The 17,743-nt window shown below is 57.5% G+C and carries 13 protein-coding genes and 1 tRNA gene; all 14 read left to right on the plus strand.

Annotated elements, in window-relative coordinates:
* Positions 1-1,179 (plus strand): elongation factor Tu (tuf, locus tag ACTJJN_RS26025; protein WP_304485061.1); only part of this gene is annotated, 1,179 nt, incomplete at its 5' end.
* Between the two features lie 54 nt (positions 1,180-1,233).
* Positions 1,234-1,309: transfer RNA gene (locus ACTJJN_RS26030), tRNA-Trp, on the plus strand.
* A gap of 44 nt (positions 1,310-1,353) precedes the next feature.
* Positions 1,354-1,722, plus strand: coding sequence for a preprotein translocase subunit SecE (gene secE, locus ACTJJN_RS26035; protein ID WP_003255502.1), 369 nt, complete (start codon positions 1,354-1,356; stop codon positions 1,720-1,722).
* A gap of 9 nt (positions 1,723-1,731) precedes the next feature.
* A complete protein-coding gene (gene nusG, locus ACTJJN_RS26040; RefSeq protein WP_003255501.1) occupies positions 1,732-2,265 on the plus strand; it encodes a transcription termination/antitermination protein NusG in 534 nt (177 codons plus the stop codon).
* 119 nt (positions 2,266-2,384) lie between these two features.
* Entirely contained in the window at positions 2,385-2,816 is a 432-nt protein-coding gene (gene rplK, locus ACTJJN_RS26045; RefSeq protein ID WP_003255500.1) for a 50S ribosomal protein L11, read from the plus strand.
* On the plus strand, positions 2,816-3,511 hold the full coding sequence (gene rplA / locus ACTJJN_RS26050) for a 50S ribosomal protein L1 (RefSeq protein ID WP_003255499.1): 696 nt from the start codon (positions 2,816-2,818) through the stop codon (positions 3,509-3,511). Before rplK ends, rplA begins: the two co-directional genes overlap by 1 nt.
* 197 nt (positions 3,512-3,708) lie before the next feature.
* Positions 3,709-4,209: a 50S ribosomal protein L10 gene (gene rplJ / locus ACTJJN_RS26055; RefSeq protein ID WP_003255497.1), complete on the plus strand. Its 501-nt coding sequence runs from the start codon at positions 3,709-3,711 to the stop codon at positions 4,207-4,209.
* Between the two features lie 76 nt (positions 4,210-4,285).
* A complete protein-coding gene (rplL, locus tag ACTJJN_RS26060; RefSeq protein ID WP_003255496.1) occupies positions 4,286-4,651 on the plus strand; it encodes a 50S ribosomal protein L7/L12 in 366 nt (121 codons plus the stop codon).
* Positions 4,652-4,871: 220 nt separating this feature from the next.
* Positions 4,872-8,945, plus strand: a complete 4,074-nt coding sequence (rpoB, locus tag ACTJJN_RS26065; RefSeq protein ID WP_003255495.1) for a DNA-directed RNA polymerase subunit beta — start codon at positions 4,872-4,874, stop codon at positions 8,943-8,945.
* 64 nt (positions 8,946-9,009) lie between these two features.
* Positions 9,010-13,209: a DNA-directed RNA polymerase subunit beta' gene (gene rpoC, locus ACTJJN_RS26070; protein ID WP_440781742.1), complete on the plus strand. Its 4,200-nt coding sequence runs from the start codon at positions 9,010-9,012 to the stop codon at positions 13,207-13,209.
* Positions 13,210-13,420: 211 nt separating this feature from the next.
* A complete protein-coding gene (gene rpsL, locus ACTJJN_RS26075) occupies positions 13,421-13,792 on the plus strand; it encodes a 30S ribosomal protein S12 (RefSeq protein WP_003255492.1) in 372 nt (123 codons plus the stop codon).
* 106 nt (positions 13,793-13,898) lie between these two features.
* Positions 13,899-14,369, plus strand: coding sequence for a 30S ribosomal protein S7 (gene rpsG / locus ACTJJN_RS26080; RefSeq protein ID WP_003246741.1), 471 nt, complete (start codon positions 13,899-13,901; stop codon positions 14,367-14,369).
* A gap of 30 nt (positions 14,370-14,399) precedes the next feature.
* On the plus strand, positions 14,400-16,547 hold the full coding sequence (gene fusA, locus ACTJJN_RS26085) for an elongation factor G (protein WP_003255490.1): 2,148 nt from the start codon (positions 14,400-14,402) through the stop codon (positions 16,545-16,547).
* A 27-nt stretch (positions 16,548-16,574) separates the two neighbouring features.
* A partial coding sequence (gene tuf / locus ACTJJN_RS26090) for an elongation factor Tu (protein WP_179052311.1) occupies positions 16,575-17,743 on the plus strand: 1,169 nt, incomplete at its 3' end.

The following is a 17,743-nucleotide window of genomic DNA, read 5'->3' on the forward strand; positions in this document are numbered from 1 at the left end:
TTTGATCGTTCCCTTCCCCACGTTAACGTCGGCACTATCGGCCACGTTGACCACGGTAAGACCACTCTGACCGCAGCTCTGACTCGCGTTTGCTCCGAAGTTTTCGGTTCGGCAATCGTTGAGTTCGACAAGATCGACTCGGCTCCGGAAGAAAAAGCGCGCGGTATCACCATCAACACCGCTCACGTTGAGTACAACTCGACCATTCGTCACTACGCTCACGTTGACTGCCCAGGTCACGCTGACTACGTGAAGAACATGATCACCGGTGCTGCCCAGATGGACGGCGCGATCCTGGTTTGCTCGGCCGCCGATGGTCCGATGCCACAAACCCGTGAGCACATCCTGCTGTCCCGTCAGGTGGGCGTTCCGTACATCGTGGTCTTCCTGAACAAGGCTGACCTGGTAGATGACGCTGAGCTGCTGGAACTGGTCGAGATGGAAGTTCGCGACCTGCTGTCCACCTATGACTTCCCAGGCGACGACACCCCGATCATCATCGGTTCGGCTCGTATGGCGCTGGAAGGCAAAGACGACAACGAAATGGGCACTACCGCTGTTAAGAAGCTGGTAGAAACTCTGGACAGCTACATTCCTGAGCCAGTTCGTGCTATCGACCAGCCGTTCCTGATGCCGATCGAAGACGTGTTCTCGATTTCGGGTCGTGGTACCGTTGTTACCGGTCGTATCGAGCGTGGTATCGTCCGCGTTCAGGATCCGCTGGAAATCGTTGGTCTGCGTGACACCACCACCACCACCTGCACCGGTGTTGAGATGTTCCGCAAGCTGCTGGACGAAGGTCGTGCTGGCGAGAACTGCGGCGTTCTGCTGCGTGGCACCAAGCGTGACGACGTTGAGCGTGGTCAGGTTCTGGTCAAGCCAGGTTCGGTCAAGCCGCACACCAAGTTCACCGCAGAAGTCTACGTCCTGTCGAAGGAAGAAGGCGGCCGTCACACGCCGTTCTTCAAAGGCTACCGTCCACAGTTCTACTTCCGTACCACTGACGTGACCGGTAACTGCGAACTGCCGGAAGGCGTTGAAATGGTAATGCCAGGTGACAACATTCAGATGACTGTTACCCTGATCAAGACCATCGCAATGGAAGACGGTCTGCGCTTCGCTATCCGTGAAGGCGGTCGTACCGTCGGCGCCGGTGTCGTAGCAAAAATTATTGAATAAGTAGTTGATTTACTTGATCAGGCCGGTATAATGGCCGGCCTGATACAGCGTTACAGGTCAGTAGCTCAATTGGCAGAGCGACGGTCTCCAAAACCGTAGGTTGGGGGTTCGATTCCCTCCTGACCTGCCATTTCACCTCGGTGTGATGGCTTTCTTCTTACAGGATCCTCCTCGATGACCCCCAAAACTGAAGCCCAAGAATCGCGTTTTGATCTGTTCAAGTGGCTGGCTGTAGTGGCTTTGGTGGTTGTTGGTGTCGTGGGTAATCAATATTACTCCGCCTCTCCAATCCTGTATCGCGTTCTTGTGCTTCTCGTCCTTGCTGCTGTCGCGGGCTTTGTAGCTCTGCAGACTGCGAAGGGCAAGTCGTTCTTTGCGTTGGCGAAGGAAGCTCGTACCGAGATTCGTAAAGTCGTGTGGCCGACCCGCCAGGAAACCACCCAGACCACGCTGATTGTCGTGGCTGTCGTGCTGGTTATGGCACTGCTGCTGTGGGGGCTCGACTCCCTGCTCGGCTGGGCGGTCTCCTTGATCGTTGGCTAAAGGTGTCCCGTGGCTAAGCGTTGGTATGTTGTGCATGCTTACTCGGGTTACGAGAAGCATGTAATGCGCTCCCTCATCGAGCGCGTCAAGCTGGCTGGCATGGAAGACGGTTTCGGCGAGATCTTGGTCCCGACCGAAGAAGTCGTCGAAATGCGCAACGGCCAGAAGCGCAAGAGTGAGCGTAAATTCTTCCCTGGCTATGTACTGGTCCAGATGGAGATGAATGAAGGGACTTGGCACTTGGTCAAGGATACCCCTCGCGTGATGGGCTTTATCGGCGGTACTGCTGACAAGCCTGCGCCGATTACCGATAAAGAAGCTGAGGCCATCCTGCGTCGCGTTGCCGACGGTAGCGATAAGCCGAAGCCCAAGACGCTGTTCGAGCCAGGTGAAGTGGTTCGAGTCATTGATGGTCCGTTCGCTGACTTCAATGGTAGTGTCGAAGAAGTTAACTACGAAAAGAGTCGCCTGCAGGTTGCGGTGCTCATTTTCGGTCGCTCTACTCCGGTGGAGCTCGAGTTCAGCCAGGTCGAAAAGGTCTAGGCGGACGAAGCATCCCATACCCCGCAGCCCTGTGTGCTGCGGGGTTTTGTCGTCACTGGGATAAAACGCAAGTCATCCGGGGAGCCATCAGGCGTTCGTACCCGATTTTGGAGTAGCTCATGGCTAAGAAGATTCAGGCTTACATCAAGCTGCAAGTTAAGGCCGGCCAGGCCAACCCAAGCCCACCCGTTGGTCCAGCTCTGGGTCAACATGGTGTGAACATCATGGAATTCTGCAAGGCCTTCAACGCCCGTACCCAGGGTCAAGAAGCCGGCCTGCCGACTCCAGTGATCATCACTGTCTACAGCGACCGTAGCTTCACCTTCGAGACCAAGAGCACCCCTGCCTCGGTTCTGCTGAAGAAAGCTGCTGGCCTGACCAGTGGTTCGGCTCGCCCGAACACCGTTAAAGTCGGTACCGTTACCCGTGCTCAGCTGGAAGACATCGCGAAAGCCAAACAGGCTGACCTGACTGCCGCTGACCTGGACGCTGCTGTACGCACCATCGCTGGCTCTGCCCGCAGCATGGGCCTGAACGTGGAGGGTGTGTAATGGCTAAGCTGACCAAACGCCAAAAGGCAATCGCCGAGAAAATCGAAGCAGGCAAGGCCTACAACTTCGAAGAAGCGGCAACTCTGCTGGCCTCGCTGCCTGCTGCCAAGTTCGTCGAGTCCTACGACATCGCCGTTAACCTCGGTGTTGACCCGCGTAAATCCGACCAGGTCGTACGTAGCGCTACCGTGCTGCCACACGGCACTGGCAAGACCGTTCGCGTTGCTGTCTTCACCCAGGGTCCAGCTGCTGAAGCTGCTCTGGCTGCCGGCGCTGATCGCGTAGGTATGGATGATCTGGCTGCCGAAATGAAAGGCGGCGACCTGAACTATGACGTCGTTATCGCATCGCCTGATGCCATGCGCGTTGTAGGTCAGCTGGGTCAGGTTCTGGGTCCTCGCGGCCTGATGCCTAACCCGAAAGTTGGTACCGTGACCCCAGACGTAGCCACTGCCGTGAAAAACGCCAAGGCTGGTCAGGTTCGCTACCGTACCGACAAAAACGGTATCATCCACACCTCCGTTGGCAAGATCGGCTTTGAAGCTGACAAGCTGAAGGAAAACGTTGAAGCCCTGATCGCTGACCTGAAGCGTATCAAGCCAGCTTCCTCGAAAGGTATCTACGTTAAGCGCGTTACCCTGAGCACCACCATGGGCCCAGGTCTGGTCATCGATCAGAGCTCGCTGAACGTGTAAGAACATGGCGGCGCGACCAGTCGCGCCGCCAGCAAAAATTGGGGTCCCTGCCTGGCGGGGGCTATCCAAGACCGTAGGCGGCGCAAGCCTTAAAATATCAGCCCACGCAGATGGTGCTCCCGATTCGTTACCGAATCAGACACCAAAACGACATCCGGCCTCGGCCAGATGAAACGGTAAAAACCAGGAGTAAACCCGTGGCAATTAAACTCGAAGACAAGAAGGCCATCGTCGCTGAAGTCAACGAGGCTGCCAAAGTCGCTCTGTCCGCTGTCGTGGCTGATGCCCGTGGTGTGACTGTAAGCGCAATGACCGGACTCCGTAAAGAGGCCCGCGAAGCTGGCGTATACGTACGTGTAGTGCGTAATACCCTGCTCAAGCGCGCTGTTGAAGGCACCGAATTCTCGATCCTCAACGACGCGTTCAAAGGCCCGACCCTGATTGCTTTCTCCAACGAACACCCGGGCGCTGCTGCTCGTCTGTTCAAAGAGTTCGCCAAGGGTCAGGACAAGTTCGAGATCAAGGCAGCTGCGTTTGACGGCAATTTCATTGCAGCGAACCAGATCGACGTGTTGGCTACCCTGCCGACCCGCGACGAAGCTATTGCACGACTGATGAGCGTTATTCAAGGCGCCACCAGCAAGCTGGCTCGTACTCTGGCAGCCATTCGCGACCAGAAAGAAGCTACCGCCGCCTAAGGCGTGCGAACTCTTTCAAAATCATACGTTTAATTTGATGGCTGCGTAGGCTGTCACCCCAATACAGGATTGAGTCATGTCTCTGACTAACGAACAAATCATCGAAGCAATCGGCCAGAAAACCGTTCTGGAAGTTGTTGAGCTGATCAAAGCAATGGAAGAAACCTTCGGCGTTACCGCTGCTGTTGCCGCTGCTGGCCCAGCTGCTGCTGCTGCCGTTGTTGAAGAGCAGACCGAGTTCAACGTTGTTCTGGTTGAAGCCGGCGACAAGAAAGTGAACGTGATCAAAGCCGTTCGCGAACTGACCGGTCTGGGCCTGAAAGAAGCCAAAGAGAAAGTCGATGGCGCTCCTCAGGTTGTAGCTGAAGGCGTTTCGAAAGAAGCCGCTGAAGACGCTAAGAAGAAGCTGGAAGAAGCAGGCGCTAAAGTCGAGCTGAAGTAATCTCGACCTTGCGATGCCAGCCTGAGCGTTGAGCGAAAGGCTGATGGCTGGTGGCTTATGCCACCGGCCTTTTTCCGTTATTGGTGGCCGGTCAGGCCGGTCCCGATAACGAGCTGCAAGACACCCATGTGGGTGGCGCAAACCAAGGGGTTTGCACGATTTTCTGGCTGCTCCCGCCGGGAGAAGCCAAACAAGCAGGTGACCAAGCTGGGGAACGCTGATGGCTTACTCATACACTGAGAAAAAACGTATCCGCAAGGACTTTAGCAAGTTGCCGGACGTCATGGATGTGCCTTACCTCCTGGCCATCCAGCTGGATTCGTATCGCGAATTCCTGCAAGCGGGAGCATCCAAGGATCACTTCCGCGACGTCGGCCTGCACGCGGCCTTCAAATCGGTATTCCCGATCATCAGCTACTCCGGCAATGCTGCCCTGGAGTACGTAGGCTATCGCCTGGGCGAACCCGCCTTCGATGTGAAGGAATGTGTCCTGCGTGGCGTGACCTTCGCGGTCCCACTGCGGGTCAAGGTGCGCCTGATCATCTTCGACAAGGAATCGTCGAACAAAGCGATCAAGGACATCAAAGAGCAAGAAGTCTACATGGGTGAAATCCCCCTGATGACTGAGAACGGTACCTTCGTTATCAACGGTACCGAGCGTGTGATCGTTTCCCAGCTGCACCGTTCGCCTGGTGTGTTCTTCGACCACGACCGTGGCAAGACCCACAGCTCGGGCAAGCTGCTGTACTCCGCTCGCATCATCCCTTACCGCGGTTCCTGGCTGGACTTCGAGTTCGACCCGAAGGACTGCGTGTTCGTGCGTATCGACCGTCGCCGCAAATTGCCGGCCTCGGTGCTGCTGCGCGCCCTGGGTTACAGCACTGAAGAAGTGCTGAATACCTTCTACACCACCAACGTGTTCCACATTTCCGGCGAAAAACTCAGCCTGGAACTGGTGCCACAGCGTCTGCGTGGTGAAGTTGCAGTCATGGACATCCATGACGAAACCGGCAAAGTCATCGTCGAGCAAGGCCGCCGTATTACCGCGCGCCACATCAACCAGCTCGAGAAGGCCGGCGTCAAGCAACTGGACGTTCCAATGGAATACGTCCTGGGCCGCACTACCGCCAAGGCTATCGTGCATCCGGCTACCGGCGAAATTCTCGCCGAATGCAACACCGAGATGACCACCGAGCTGCTGATCAAGGTCGCCAAGGCGCAGGTTGTCCGTATCGAGACCCTGTACACCAACGACATCGATTGCGGTCCGTTCATCTCTGACACTCTGAAGATCGATACCACCAGCAACCAGCTGGAAGCTCTGGTCGAGATCTACCGCATGATGCGTCCAGGCGAGCCGCCAACCAAGGATGCAGCCGAGACCCTGTTCAACAACCTGTTCTTCAGTGCCGAGCGTTACGATCTGTCCGCCGTAGGCCGCATGAAGTTCAACCGTCGTATCGGTCGTACCGAGATCGAGGGTTCGGGCGTGCTGAGCAAGGAAGACATCGTCGAGGTTCTGAAGACCCTGGTCGATATCCGTAACGGCAAAGGTATCGTCGACGACATCGACCACCTGGGTAACCGCCGCGTACGTTGCGTCGGCGAGATGGCCGAGAACCAGTTCCGTGTTGGCCTGGTGCGTGTGGAGCGCGCGGTCAAGGAACGCCTGTCGATGGCGGAAAGCGAAGGCCTGATGCCGCAAGACCTGATCAACGCCAAGCCGGTAGCGGCGGCGGTGAAAGAGTTCTTCGGTTCCAGCCAGCTGTCCCAGTTCATGGACCAGAACAACCCTCTCTCGGAGATTACCCACAAGCGCCGCGTCTCTGCACTCGGCCCTGGCGGTCTGACCCGTGAGCGGGCCGGCTTCGAAGTCCGTGACGTACACCCGACCCACTATGGCCGTGTGTGCCCGATCGAGACCCCTGAAGGTCCGAACATCGGTCTGATCAACTCCTTGGCGGCCTACGCCCGCACCAACCAGTACGGCTTCCTGGAAAGCCCGTACCGCGTGGTGAAGGAAGGCGTTGTCAGCGACGACATCGTGTTCCTGTCGGCAATCGAAGAGGCGGATCACGTCATCGCACAGGCTTCGGCCGCGATGAACGACAAGAAGCAACTGATCGATGAGCTGGTAGCAGTTCGTCACCTGAACGAATTCACCGTCAAGGCGCCGGAAGACGTCACCCTGATGGACGTTTCGCCGAAGCAGGTTGTTTCCGTTGCAGCGTCGCTGATTCCGTTCCTCGAGCACGACGACGCCAACCGTGCGTTGATGGGTTCGAACATGCAGCGTCAGGCTGTACCAACCCTGCGTGCCGACAAGCCGCTGGTAGGTACCGGCATGGAGCGCAACGTTGCCCGTGACTCCGGTGTCTGCGTGGTTGCTCGCCGCGGTGGTGTGATCGACTCGGTCGACGCTAGCCGTATCGTTGTTCGCGTTGCCGACGACGAAGTGGAAACCGGCGAAGCAGGTGTGGATATCTACAACCTGACCAAGTACACCCGTTCGAACCAGAACACCTGCATCAACCAGCGTCCGCTGGTGAGCAAAGGTGACAAGGTTCAGCGTGGTGACATCATGGCCGACGGCCCGTCCACCGACATGGGTGAGCTGGCTCTGGGTCAGAACATGCGCATCGCGTTCATGGCGTGGAACGGCTTCAACTTCGAAGACTCCATCTGCCTGTCCGAGCGTGTGGTTCAGGAAGATCGCTTCACCACCATCCACATTCAGGAACTGACCTGTGTGGCGCGTGACACCAAGCTCGGCCCAGAGGAAATCACTGCGGACATCCCGAACGTGGGTGAAGCCGCACTGAACAAGCTGGACGAAGCCGGTATCGTTTACGTAGGTGCTGAAGTTGGCGCTGGCGACATCCTGGTTGGCAAGGTCACGCCAAAAGGCGAAACCCAACTGACTCCGGAAGAAAAACTGCTGCGCGCAATCTTCGGTGAGAAGGCCAGCGACGTTAAGGACACCTCCCTGCGTGTGCCAACCGGCACCAAGGGTACTGTCATCGACGTACAGGTCTTCACCCGTGATGGCGTGGAGCGCGATAGCCGCGCGCTGGCCATCGAGAAGATGCAGCTCGACGAGATCCGCAAGGACCTCAACGAAGAGTTCCGCATTGTTGAAGGTGCAACCTTCGAGCGTCTGCGTTCTGCCCTGAACGGTCAGGTGGTTGATGGTGGTGCGGGCCTGAAGAAAGGCACCGTGATCACTGACGAGGTGCTGGACGGTCTGGAGCACGGCCAGTGGTTCAAACTGCGCATGGCTGAAGATGCACTGAACGAGCAGCTGGAAAAGGCTCAGCAGTACATCGTCGACCGTCGCCGTCTGCTGGACGACAAGTTCGAAGACAAGAAGCGCAAGCTGCAGCAGGGCGATGACCTGGCACCGGGCGTACTGAAGATCGTCAAGGTTTACCTGGCAATCCGCCGTCGCATCCAGCCGGGTGACAAGATGGCCGGTCGTCACGGTAACAAGGGTGTTGTCTCGGTCATCATGCCGGTTGAAGACATGCCGCACGATGCCAACGGTACTCCGGTTGACGTCGTACTGAACCCGCTGGGTGTACCTTCGCGTATGAACGTTGGTCAGATCCTTGAAACCCACCTGGGCCTCGCGGCCAAGGGCCTGGGCGAGAAGATCGACCGCATGCTCGAAGAGCAGCGTAAAGCCGCTGAGTTGCGCGTGTTCCTGACCGAGGTCTACAACGAGATCGGCGGTCGTCAGGAAAACCTCGACGAGTTCACCGACGAAGAGATCCTGGCCCTGGCTAACAACCTGAAGAAAGGCGTGCCGATGGCTACCCCGGTCTTCGATGGTGCCAAGGAGCGCGAGATCAAGGCCATGCTGAAGCTGGCCGACCTGCCAGAGAGCGGCCAGATGGTGCTGTTCGACGGCCGTACCGGCAACAAGTTCGAGCGTCCTGTGACCGTTGGTTACATGTACATGCTCAAGCTGAACCACTTGGTGGACGACAAGATGCACGCGCGTTCCACTGGTTCCTACAGCCTGGTTACCCAGCAGCCGCTGGGTGGTAAGGCACAGTTCGGTGGTCAGCGTTTCGGGGAGATGGAAGTGTGGGCGCTGGAAGCATACGGCGCGGCATACACCCTGCAAGAAATGCTCACAGTGAAGTCGGACGACGTGAACGGCCGTACCAAGATGTACAAGAACATCGTGGATGGCGATCACCGTATGGAGCCGGGCATGCCCGAGTCCTTCAACGTGTTGATCAAAGAGATCCGTTCGCTCGGTATCGATATCGATCTGGAAACCGAATAACACGTGACGCGAAGGGGAGTGGGGCAGGTAATGCCCGCTCCCTGCTCCGCCAGGAGGAAAGGCCTTGAAAGACCTACTGAATTTGCTGAAAAACCAGGGTCAAGTCGAAGAGTTCGACGCCATCCGCATCGGTCTGGCGTCGCCTGAAATGATCCGTTCGTGGTCGTTCGGTGAAGTTAAGAAGCCGGAAACCATCAACTACCGTACGTTCAAGCCTGAGCGTGACGGCCTGTTCTGCGCCAAGATCTTTGGCCCAGTCAAGGACTACGAGTGCCTGTGCGGCAAGTACAAGCGCCTCAAGCACCGCGGCGTAATCTGCGAGAAGTGCGGCGTTGAAGTTGCCCTGGCGAAGGTTCGTCGTGAGCGCATGGCGCACATCGAGCTGGCCTCGCCGGTTGCCCACATCTGGTTCCTGAAGTCGCTGCCGTCCCGTATCGGCCTGCTGATGGACATGACCCTGCGTGATATCGAGCGCGTGCTCTACTTCGAGAGCTATGTCGTTATCGACCCGGGCATGACTACCCTGGAAAAGGGCCAGCTGCTGAACGACGAGCAGTACTTCGAAGCGCTGGAAGAGTTCGGTGACGACTTCGATGCCCGCATGGGTGCCGAGGCTGTCCGCGAGCTGCTGCACGCTATCGACCTGGAGCACGAGATCGGCCGCCTGCGCGAAGAAATTCCGCAGACCAACTCGGAAACCAAGATCAAGAAGCTTTCCAAGCGTCTGAAGCTGATGGAAGCTTTCCAGGGCTCGGGCAACCTGCCTGAGTGGATGGTCCTGACCGTTCTGCCAGTGCTGCCGCCGGACCTGCGTCCGCTGGTGCCGCTGGATGGTGGCCGTTTTGCGACCTCCGACCTGAACGACCTGTATCGTCGGGTGATCAACCGTAACAACCGTCTGAAGCGCCTGCTGGATCTGTCGGCGCCGGACATCATCGTGCGCAACGAAAAGCGCATGCTGCAGGAAGCGGTCGACGCCCTGCTGGACAACGGCCGCCGTGGTCGCGCCATCACTGGCTCGAACAAGCGTCCGCTGAAGTCCCTGGCCGACATGATCAAAGGTAAGCAAGGTCGCTTCCGTCAGAACTTGCTCGGTAAGCGTGTTGACTACTCCGGCCGTTCGGTAATTACCGTAGGTCCGACCCTGCGTCTGCACCAGTGCGGTCTGCCGAAGAAGATGGCCCTCGAGCTGTTCAAGCCGTTCATTTTCGGCAAGCTGGAAATGCGTGGTCTGGCGACCACCATCAAGGCTGCCAAGAAGATGGTCGAGCGCGAGCTGCCAGAGGTGTGGGACGTTCTCGCCGAAGTGATTCGCGAACACCCCGTACTGCTCAACCGTGCACCGACTCTTCACCGTCTGGGTATCCAGGCGTTTGAACCCGTACTGATCGAAGGTAAGGCTATCCAGCTGCACCCGCTGGTCTGTGCTGCGTACAACGCCGACTTCGACGGCGACCAGATGGCCGTTCACGTGCCGCTGACCCTGGAAGCCCAGCTCGAAGCGCGTGCGCTGATGATGTCGACCAACAACATCCTGTCGCCAGCCAACGGTGAGCCAATCATCGTTCCGTCGCAGGACGTTGTACTGGGTCTGTATTACATGACCCGTGAAGCGATCAATGCCAAGGGCGAGGGTCGCGTGTTCGCCGACCTGCAGGAAGTCGACCGCGTATTCCGCGCCGGCGAAGCCGCCCTGCACGCGAAAATCAAGGTTCGTATCAACGAAACCGTGAAAGAGCGTGATGGCTCGGTGGTCAAGAACACCCGCATCGTCGACACCACCGTCGGCCGTGCGCTGCTGTTCCAGGTTGTGCCAGCAGGTCTGCCGTACGACGTGGTCAACCAGCCGATGAAGAAAAAGGCGATCTCCAAGCTGATCAACCAGTGCTATCGCGTGGTTGGTCTGAAAGAGACCGTTATCTTCGCCGACCAGCTGATGTACACCGGTTTCGCTTACTCGACCATTTCTGGCGTTTCCATCGGTGTTAACGACTTCGTTATCCCAGACGAGAAAGCCCGCATCATCGGTAACGCTACCGACGAAGTGAAGGAAATCGAGAGCCAGTACGCCTCCGGTCTGGTAACCCAGGGCGAGAAGTACAACAAGGTCATCGACTTGTGGTCGAAGGCGAACGACGAAGTGTCCAAGGCGATGATGGCCAACCTCTCGAAAGAGAAGGTCATCGACCGCGAAGGCAAGGAAGTCGAGCAAGAGTCCTTCAACTCGATGTACATGATGGCTGACTCGGGTGCGCGGGGTTCCGCAGCCCAGATCCGTCAGCTGGCCGGTATGCGTGGTCTGATGGCCAAGCCGGACGGCTCCATCATCGAGACGCCGATCACTGCGAACTTCCGTGAAGGTCTGAGCGTACTTCAGTACTTCATCTCGACTCACGGTGCTCGTAAGGGTCTGGCGGATACCGCACTGAAAACCGCTAACTCCGGTTACCTGACTCGTCGTCTGGTGGACGTTGCCCAGGATCTGGTTGTGACCGAGATCGACTGCGGCACCGATCAGGGCCTGGTGATGACCCCACACATCGAAGGCGGCGACGTTGTAGAGCCGCTGGGTGAGCGTGTATTGGGTCGTGTCATCGCCCGTGACGTGTTCAAGCCAGGCTCCGAGGACGTTATCGTTCCGGCCGGTACCTTGGTCGACGAGCAGTGGGTTGAGTTCATCGAGCTGAACAGCATCGACGAAGTGATCGTGCGTTCGCCGATCAACTGCGAAACCCGCTACGGCATCTGCGCCAAGTGCTACGGTCGTGACCTGGCTCGCGGTCATCAGGTGAACATCGGTGAAGCTGTCGGCGTTATCGCTGCCCAGTCGATCGGTGAGCCGGGTACCCAGCTGACCATGCGTACGTTCCACATCGGTGGTGCCGCAAGCCGTACTTCGGCTGCCGACAGCGTCCAGGTGAAGAATGGCGGTATGGTGCGTCTGCACAACCTGAAGCAGGTTGAGCGTGCCGACGGTAACCTGGTTGCCGTATCGCGTTCGGGTGAGTTGGCGATTGCCGACGAGTTCGGTCGTGAGCGTGAGCGCTACAAGCTGCCTTACGGTGCGGTGATTTCGGTCAAGGAAGGTGAAAAGGTCGAAGCTGGCGCCATCGTTGCCAAGTGGGACCCGCACACTCACCCGATCGTTACCGAGCTGAAAGGTACCGTGACCTTCGTGGGCATGGAAGAAAACATCACCATCAAGCGTCAGACCGATGAACTGACTGGCTTGACCAACATTGAAGTACTGGACGTCAAGGATCGCCCTGCCGCAGGCAAGGAAATCCGTCCAGCAATCAAGATGGTCGATGCCTCAGGCAAGGACCTGTACCTGCCAGGTACCGACGTACCTGCCCAGTACTTCCTGCCAGCCAACGCCCTTGTCGGTGTGGCTGACGGTGCGCAGATCGGTGTTGGTGACGTTATCGCGCGTATCCCGCAAGAAACGTCGAAGACCCGTGACATTACCGGTGGTCTGCCGCGTGTTGCCGACCTGTTCGAAGCGCGTCGTCCGAAAGAAGCCTCGATTCTGGCTGAAGTCAGCGGCACCATCGCATTCGGTAAAGAGACCAAGGGCAAGCGTCGCCTGGTAATCACTCCGACCGACGGTAGCGATCCGTACGAAGAGCTGATTCCGAAGTGGCGCCACCTGAACGTCTTCGAAGGTGAACAGGTAAACCGCGGCGAAGTTATCTCCGACGGCCCGAGCGATCCGCATGACATCCTGCGTCTGCTGGGTGTGAGCGCGCTGGCGAAGTACATCGTCAACGAGATCCAGGATGTTTACCGTCTGCAAGGCGTGAAGATCAACGACAAGCACATCGAGACCATCCTGCGTCAGATGCTGCGCAAGGTCGAGATCTCCGAGTCGGGCGATTCCAGCTTCATCAAGGGCGACCAGATGGAACTGACCCAGGTGTTGGTAGAGAACGAGCGTCTCGCTGGCGAGGACAAGTTCATCTCCAAGTTCACCCGTGTGCTGCTGGGTATCACCAAGGCCTCGCTGTCCACCGAGTCGTTCATCTCCGCGGCTTCCTTCCAGGAAACCACCCGCGTACTGACCGAAGCGGCTGTAACCGGCAAGCGCGACTACCTGCGCGGCCTGAAAGAGAACGTGGTCGTGGGTCGTCTGATCCCGGCTGGTACTGGTCTGGCCTACCACAGCGAGCGTAAGCGTCGCCGTGATGCCGACAAACCGCTGCGTGTAAGCGCCAGTGAAGTGGAAGCTGCACTGACCGAAGCGCTGAATTCCAGCGGTAACTAAGTACAGGGCAAGGCCCCGGCAAGCCTCGGGCGAGCATCGGCGACATGAAATGTTGCCGATGATCGGGCGGGGAGGGCCGGGGCCTCGTCTTGACTGGGTGCAAGATCCTCTTTAGACTTTTGTACCCTTAAATTTGGTGAGGCTCCGTCTCGCCAATTTTTGGCTTTCTTGCAAGACAATAGAGTCGCAAGACAATCAGTGGAGCTAGTAGATGGCAACTATCAACCAGCTGGTACGTCAGCCGCGTAAGCGTTCGGTCGAGAAGTCCGACGTTCCTGCGCTGCAGAACTGCCCGCAGCGTCGTGGCGTGTGCACCCGTGTGTACACCACCACGCCGAAAAAACCTAACTCGGCACTGCGTAAAGTATGCCGTGTGCGTCTGACCAACGGTTTCGAGGTTTCCTCGTACATCGGTGGTGAAGGCCACAACCTGCAAGAGCACAGCGTCGTCCTGATTCGTGGCGGCCGTGTAAAAGACTTGCCAGGTGTTCGTTACCACACCGTTCGCGGCTCTCTGGATACTTCGGGCGTTAAAGGCCGTAACCAGGGTCGTTCGAAGTACGGTACCAAGCGTCCGAAGTAATCGGTCGTTTGCAGACATCCATTTTTTTGAGTCGATAAGAGTAAGGTCGGGCGTGGGTCGAATGACCTGGTCCCGGGCTAACCTGAAGACCGTTTGAGGGCTTATCATGCCAAGACGTCGTGTAGCAGCAAAACGTGAGATCCTTGACGATCCGAAGTACGGATCCCAGATCCTCGCGAAGTTCATGAACCACGTGATGGAAAGCGGCAAGAAGGCCGTAGCCGAGCGCATCGTTTACGGTGCCCTGGATACCGTCAAAGCACGCAAGAACAGCGACCCCCTGGAAATCTTCGAGAAAGCTCTCGACGCCATCGCTCCGCTGGTCGAAGTAAAGTCCCGTCGTGTCGGCGGTGCCACTTACCAGGTTCCGGTTGAAGTTCGTCCATCCCGTCGTAACGCTCTGGCAATGCGCTGGCTCGTAGACTACGCCCGCAAACGCGGCGAGAAGTCGATGGCTCTGCGTCTGGCCGGCGAGCTGCTGGATGCTGCCGAAGGCAAGGGTGCTGCAGTCAAGAAGCGTGAAGACGTTCACCGTATGGCTGAAGCCAACAAAGCGTTCTCGCACTACCGCTTCTAATTCAAGCATCAATCTTTTTGCGAGGGCTTTATGGCTCGTACTACAGCAATTAACCGCTACCGTAACATTGGTATCTGTGCCCACGTTGACGCGGGCAAGACCACCACTACCGAGCGGATCCTGTTCTACACAGGTCTGAGCCACAAAATGGGCGAGGTGCATGACGGCGCCGCGACCACCGACTGGATGGTGCAGGAGCAGGAGCGGGGTATCACCATTACCTCCGCTGCCGTTACCACCTTCTGGAAGGGTTCCCGTGGTCAGTATGACAACTACCGCGTAAACGTCATCGATACCCCTGGCCACGTTGACTTCACCATTGAAGTAGAGCGTTCGCTGCGTGTACTCGACGGCGCGGTCGTTGTGTTCTGTGGCACCTCCGGCGTTGAGCCGCAGTCCGAAACCGTATGGCGTCAGGCCAACAAGTACGGCGTTCCGCGTGTTGTTTACGTGAACAAGATGGACCGTGCTGGTGCAAACTTCCTGCGCGTCGTAGGTCAGATCAAGAACCGTCTGGGTCACACTCCGGTTCCTGTTCAGCTGGCCATCGGTTCGGAAGATAACTTCCAGGGTCAGGTTGACCTGATCAAGATGAAGGCTATCTACTGGAACGACGACGACAAGGGTACTACCTACCGCGAGGAAGAAATTCCTGCGGATATGGTCGAGCTGGCTAACGAATGGCGCAACAACATGGTTGAAGCCGCCGCCGAAGCCACCGAAGAGCTGATGAACAAGTACCTTGAAGAAGGTGAGCTGTCCGTCGAAGAGATCAAGGCAGGCCTGCGCGCGCGCACCCTGGCCAGCGAGATCGTTCCGGCTGTCTGCGGTTCGTCGTTCAAGAACAAGGGTGTTCCCCTGGTTCTCGACGCAGTTATCGACTTCCTGCCAGCTCCGACCGAGATCCCTGCGATCAAGGGTATCCACCCTGACCTGATCGATGTGCCTAAGGACGAAGTCAAGCCAGAGCAATTCGACGAGCGTCATGCTGACGACGACGAGCCGTTCTCGGCCCTGGCCTTCAAGATTGCCACCGACCCGTTCGTTGGTACTCTGACCTTCGTTCGCGTTTACTCGGGCTTCCTGACCTCCGGTGACTCCGTCATCAACTCGGTCAAGGGCAAGAAAGAGCGCGTTGGTCGTATGGTCCAGATGCACGCCAACCAGCGTGAAGAGATCAAAGAAGTACGTGCAGGCGACATCGCTGCTCTGATCGGCATGAAGGACGTCACCACTGGTGATACCCTGTGCAACGCCGACAAGCCGATCATCCTTGAGCGTATGGACTTCCCTGAGCCTGTGATTTCGCTCTCTGTAGAGCCGAAAACCAAGCAGGACCAGGAGAAGATGGGTATCGCACTGGGCAAGCTGGCTCAGGAAGACCCATCGTTCCGCGTCAAGACCGATGAAGAAACCGGTCAGACCATCATCTCCGGTATGGGTGAGCTGCACCTGGATATCCTCGTTGACCGCATGAAGCGCGAATTCAACGTCGAAGCCAACATCGGCAAGCCGCAGGTTTCGTACCGCGAGAAGATCACCAAATCCAACGTCGAGATCGAAGGCAAGTTCGTTCGTCAGTCGGGTGGTCGTGGTCAGTTCGGTCACTGCTGGGTTCGCTTCTCCGAGCCGGACGTGGACGACAAGGGCAACATCACTGAAGGTCTGGTGTTCTCCAACGAAGTCGTTGGTGGTGTGATTCCTAAGGAATACATCCCTGCGATCCAGAAGGGTATCGAAGAGCAGATGAAAAACGGCGTTGTTGCCGGTTATCCTCTGATCGGCCTGAAGGCCGCGGTATTCGACGGTTCGTACCACGACGTCGACTCCAACGAAATGGCGTTCAAAATCGCTGCTTCGATGGCGACCAAGCAACTGGCCCAGAAGGGCGGTGGCGTGGTTCTCGAGCCGATCATGAAAGTCGAAGTTGTAACCCCGGAAGACTACCTGGGTGACGTGATGGGTGACCTGAACCGTCGTCGTGGTCTGGTCCAGGGTATGGATGAGTCGGTCTCTGGCCGTGTCGTCCGTGCTGAAGTACCGCTCGGAGAGATGTTCGGTTACGCAACCGACGTTCGTTCCATGTCTCAGGGTCGCGCAAGCTACTCCATGGAGTTCTCCAAATACGCCGAAGCTCCGTCGAACATCGTCGAAGCACTCGTTAAAAAACAAGGCTAATCCCCTTTAGGCAAGAGGTTCACTGTCGTGGCTAAAGAAAAATTTGATCGTTCCCTTCCCCACGTTAACGTCGGCACTATCGGCCACGTTGACCACGGTAAGACCACTCTGACCGCAGCTCTGACTCGCGTTTGCTCCGAAGTTTTCGGTTCGGCAATCGTTGAGTTCGACAAGATCGACTCGGCTCCGGAAGAAAAAGCGCGCGGTATCACCATCAACACCGCTCACGTTGAGTACAACTCGACCATTCGTCACTACGCTCACGTTGACTGCCCAGGTCACGCTGACTACGTGAAGAACATGATCACCGGTGCTGCCCAGATGGACGGCGCGATCCTGGTTTGCTCGGCCGCCGATGGTCCGATGCCACAAACCCGTGAGCACATCCTGCTGTCCCGTCAGGTGGGCGTTCCGTACATCGTGGTCTTCCTGAACAAGGCTGACCTGGTAGATGACGCTGAGCTGCTGGAACTGGTCGAGATGGAAGTTCGCGACCTGCTGTCCACCTATGACTTCCCAGGCGACGACACCCCGATCATCATCGGTTCGGCTCGTATGGCGCTGGAAGGCAAAGACGACAACGAAATGGGCACTACCGCTGTTAAGAAGCTGGTAGAAACTCTGGACAGCTACATTCCTGAGCCAGTTCGTGCTATCGACCAGCCGTTCCTGATGCCGATCGAAGACGTGTTCTCGATTTCGGGTCGTGGTACCGTTGTTACCGGTCGTATCGAGCGTGGTATCGTCCGCGTTCAGGATCCGCTGGAAATCGTTGGTCTGCGTGACACCACCACCACCACCTGCACCGGTGTTGAGATGTTCCGCAAGCTGCTGGACGAAGGTCGTGCTGGCGAGAACTGCGGCGTTCTGCTGCGTGGCACCAAGCGTGACGACGTTGAGCGTGGTCAGGTTCTGGTCAAGCCAGGTTCGGTCAAGCCGCACACCAAGTTCACCGCAGAAGTCTACGTCCTGTCGAAGGAAGAAGGCGGCCGTCACACGCCGTTCTTCAAAGGCTACCGTCCACAGTTCTACTTCCGTACCACTGACGTGACCGGTAACTGCGAACTGCCGGAAGGCGTTGAAATGGTAATGCCAGGTGACAACATTCAGATGACTGTTACCCTGATCAAGACCATCGCAATGGAAGACGGTCTGCGCTTCGCTATCCGTGAAGGCGGTCGTACCGTCGGCGCCGG

The sequence above is a fragment of the Pseudomonas sp. 22515 genome, from assembly GCF_052044625.1.
Lineage (GTDB): Bacteria > Pseudomonadota > Gammaproteobacteria > Pseudomonadales > Pseudomonadaceae > Aquipseudomonas > Aquipseudomonas alloputida.

What these genes read in the sequence shown, in the direction of transcription:
- rplK (WP_003255500.1), top strand. Translation starts at nt 2,385, where the DNA reads ATGGCTAAGAAGATTCAGGCTTACATCAAGCTGCAAGTTAAGGCCGGC.
- fusA (WP_003255490.1), top strand. Translation starts at nt 14,400, where the DNA reads ATGGCTCGTACTACAGCAATTAACCGCTACCGTAACATTGGTATCTGT.
- rpsG (WP_003246741.1), top strand. Translation starts at nt 13,899, where the DNA reads ATGCCAAGACGTCGTGTAGCAGCAAAACGTGAGATCCTTGACGATCCG.
- rplA (WP_003255499.1), top strand. Translation starts at nt 2,816, where the DNA reads ATGGCTAAGCTGACCAAACGCCAAAAGGCAATCGCCGAGAAAATCGAA.
- secE (WP_003255502.1), top strand. Translation starts at nt 1,354, where the DNA reads ATGACCCCCAAAACTGAAGCCCAAGAATCGCGTTTTGATCTGTTCAAG.
- rplL (WP_003255496.1), top strand. Translation starts at nt 4,286, where the DNA reads ATGTCTCTGACTAACGAACAAATCATCGAAGCAATCGGCCAGAAAACC.
- rpsL (WP_003255492.1), top strand. Translation starts at nt 13,421, where the DNA reads ATGGCAACTATCAACCAGCTGGTACGTCAGCCGCGTAAGCGTTCGGTC.
- rpoB (WP_003255495.1), top strand. Translation starts at nt 4,872, where the DNA reads ATGGCTTACTCATACACTGAGAAAAAACGTATCCGCAAGGACTTTAGC.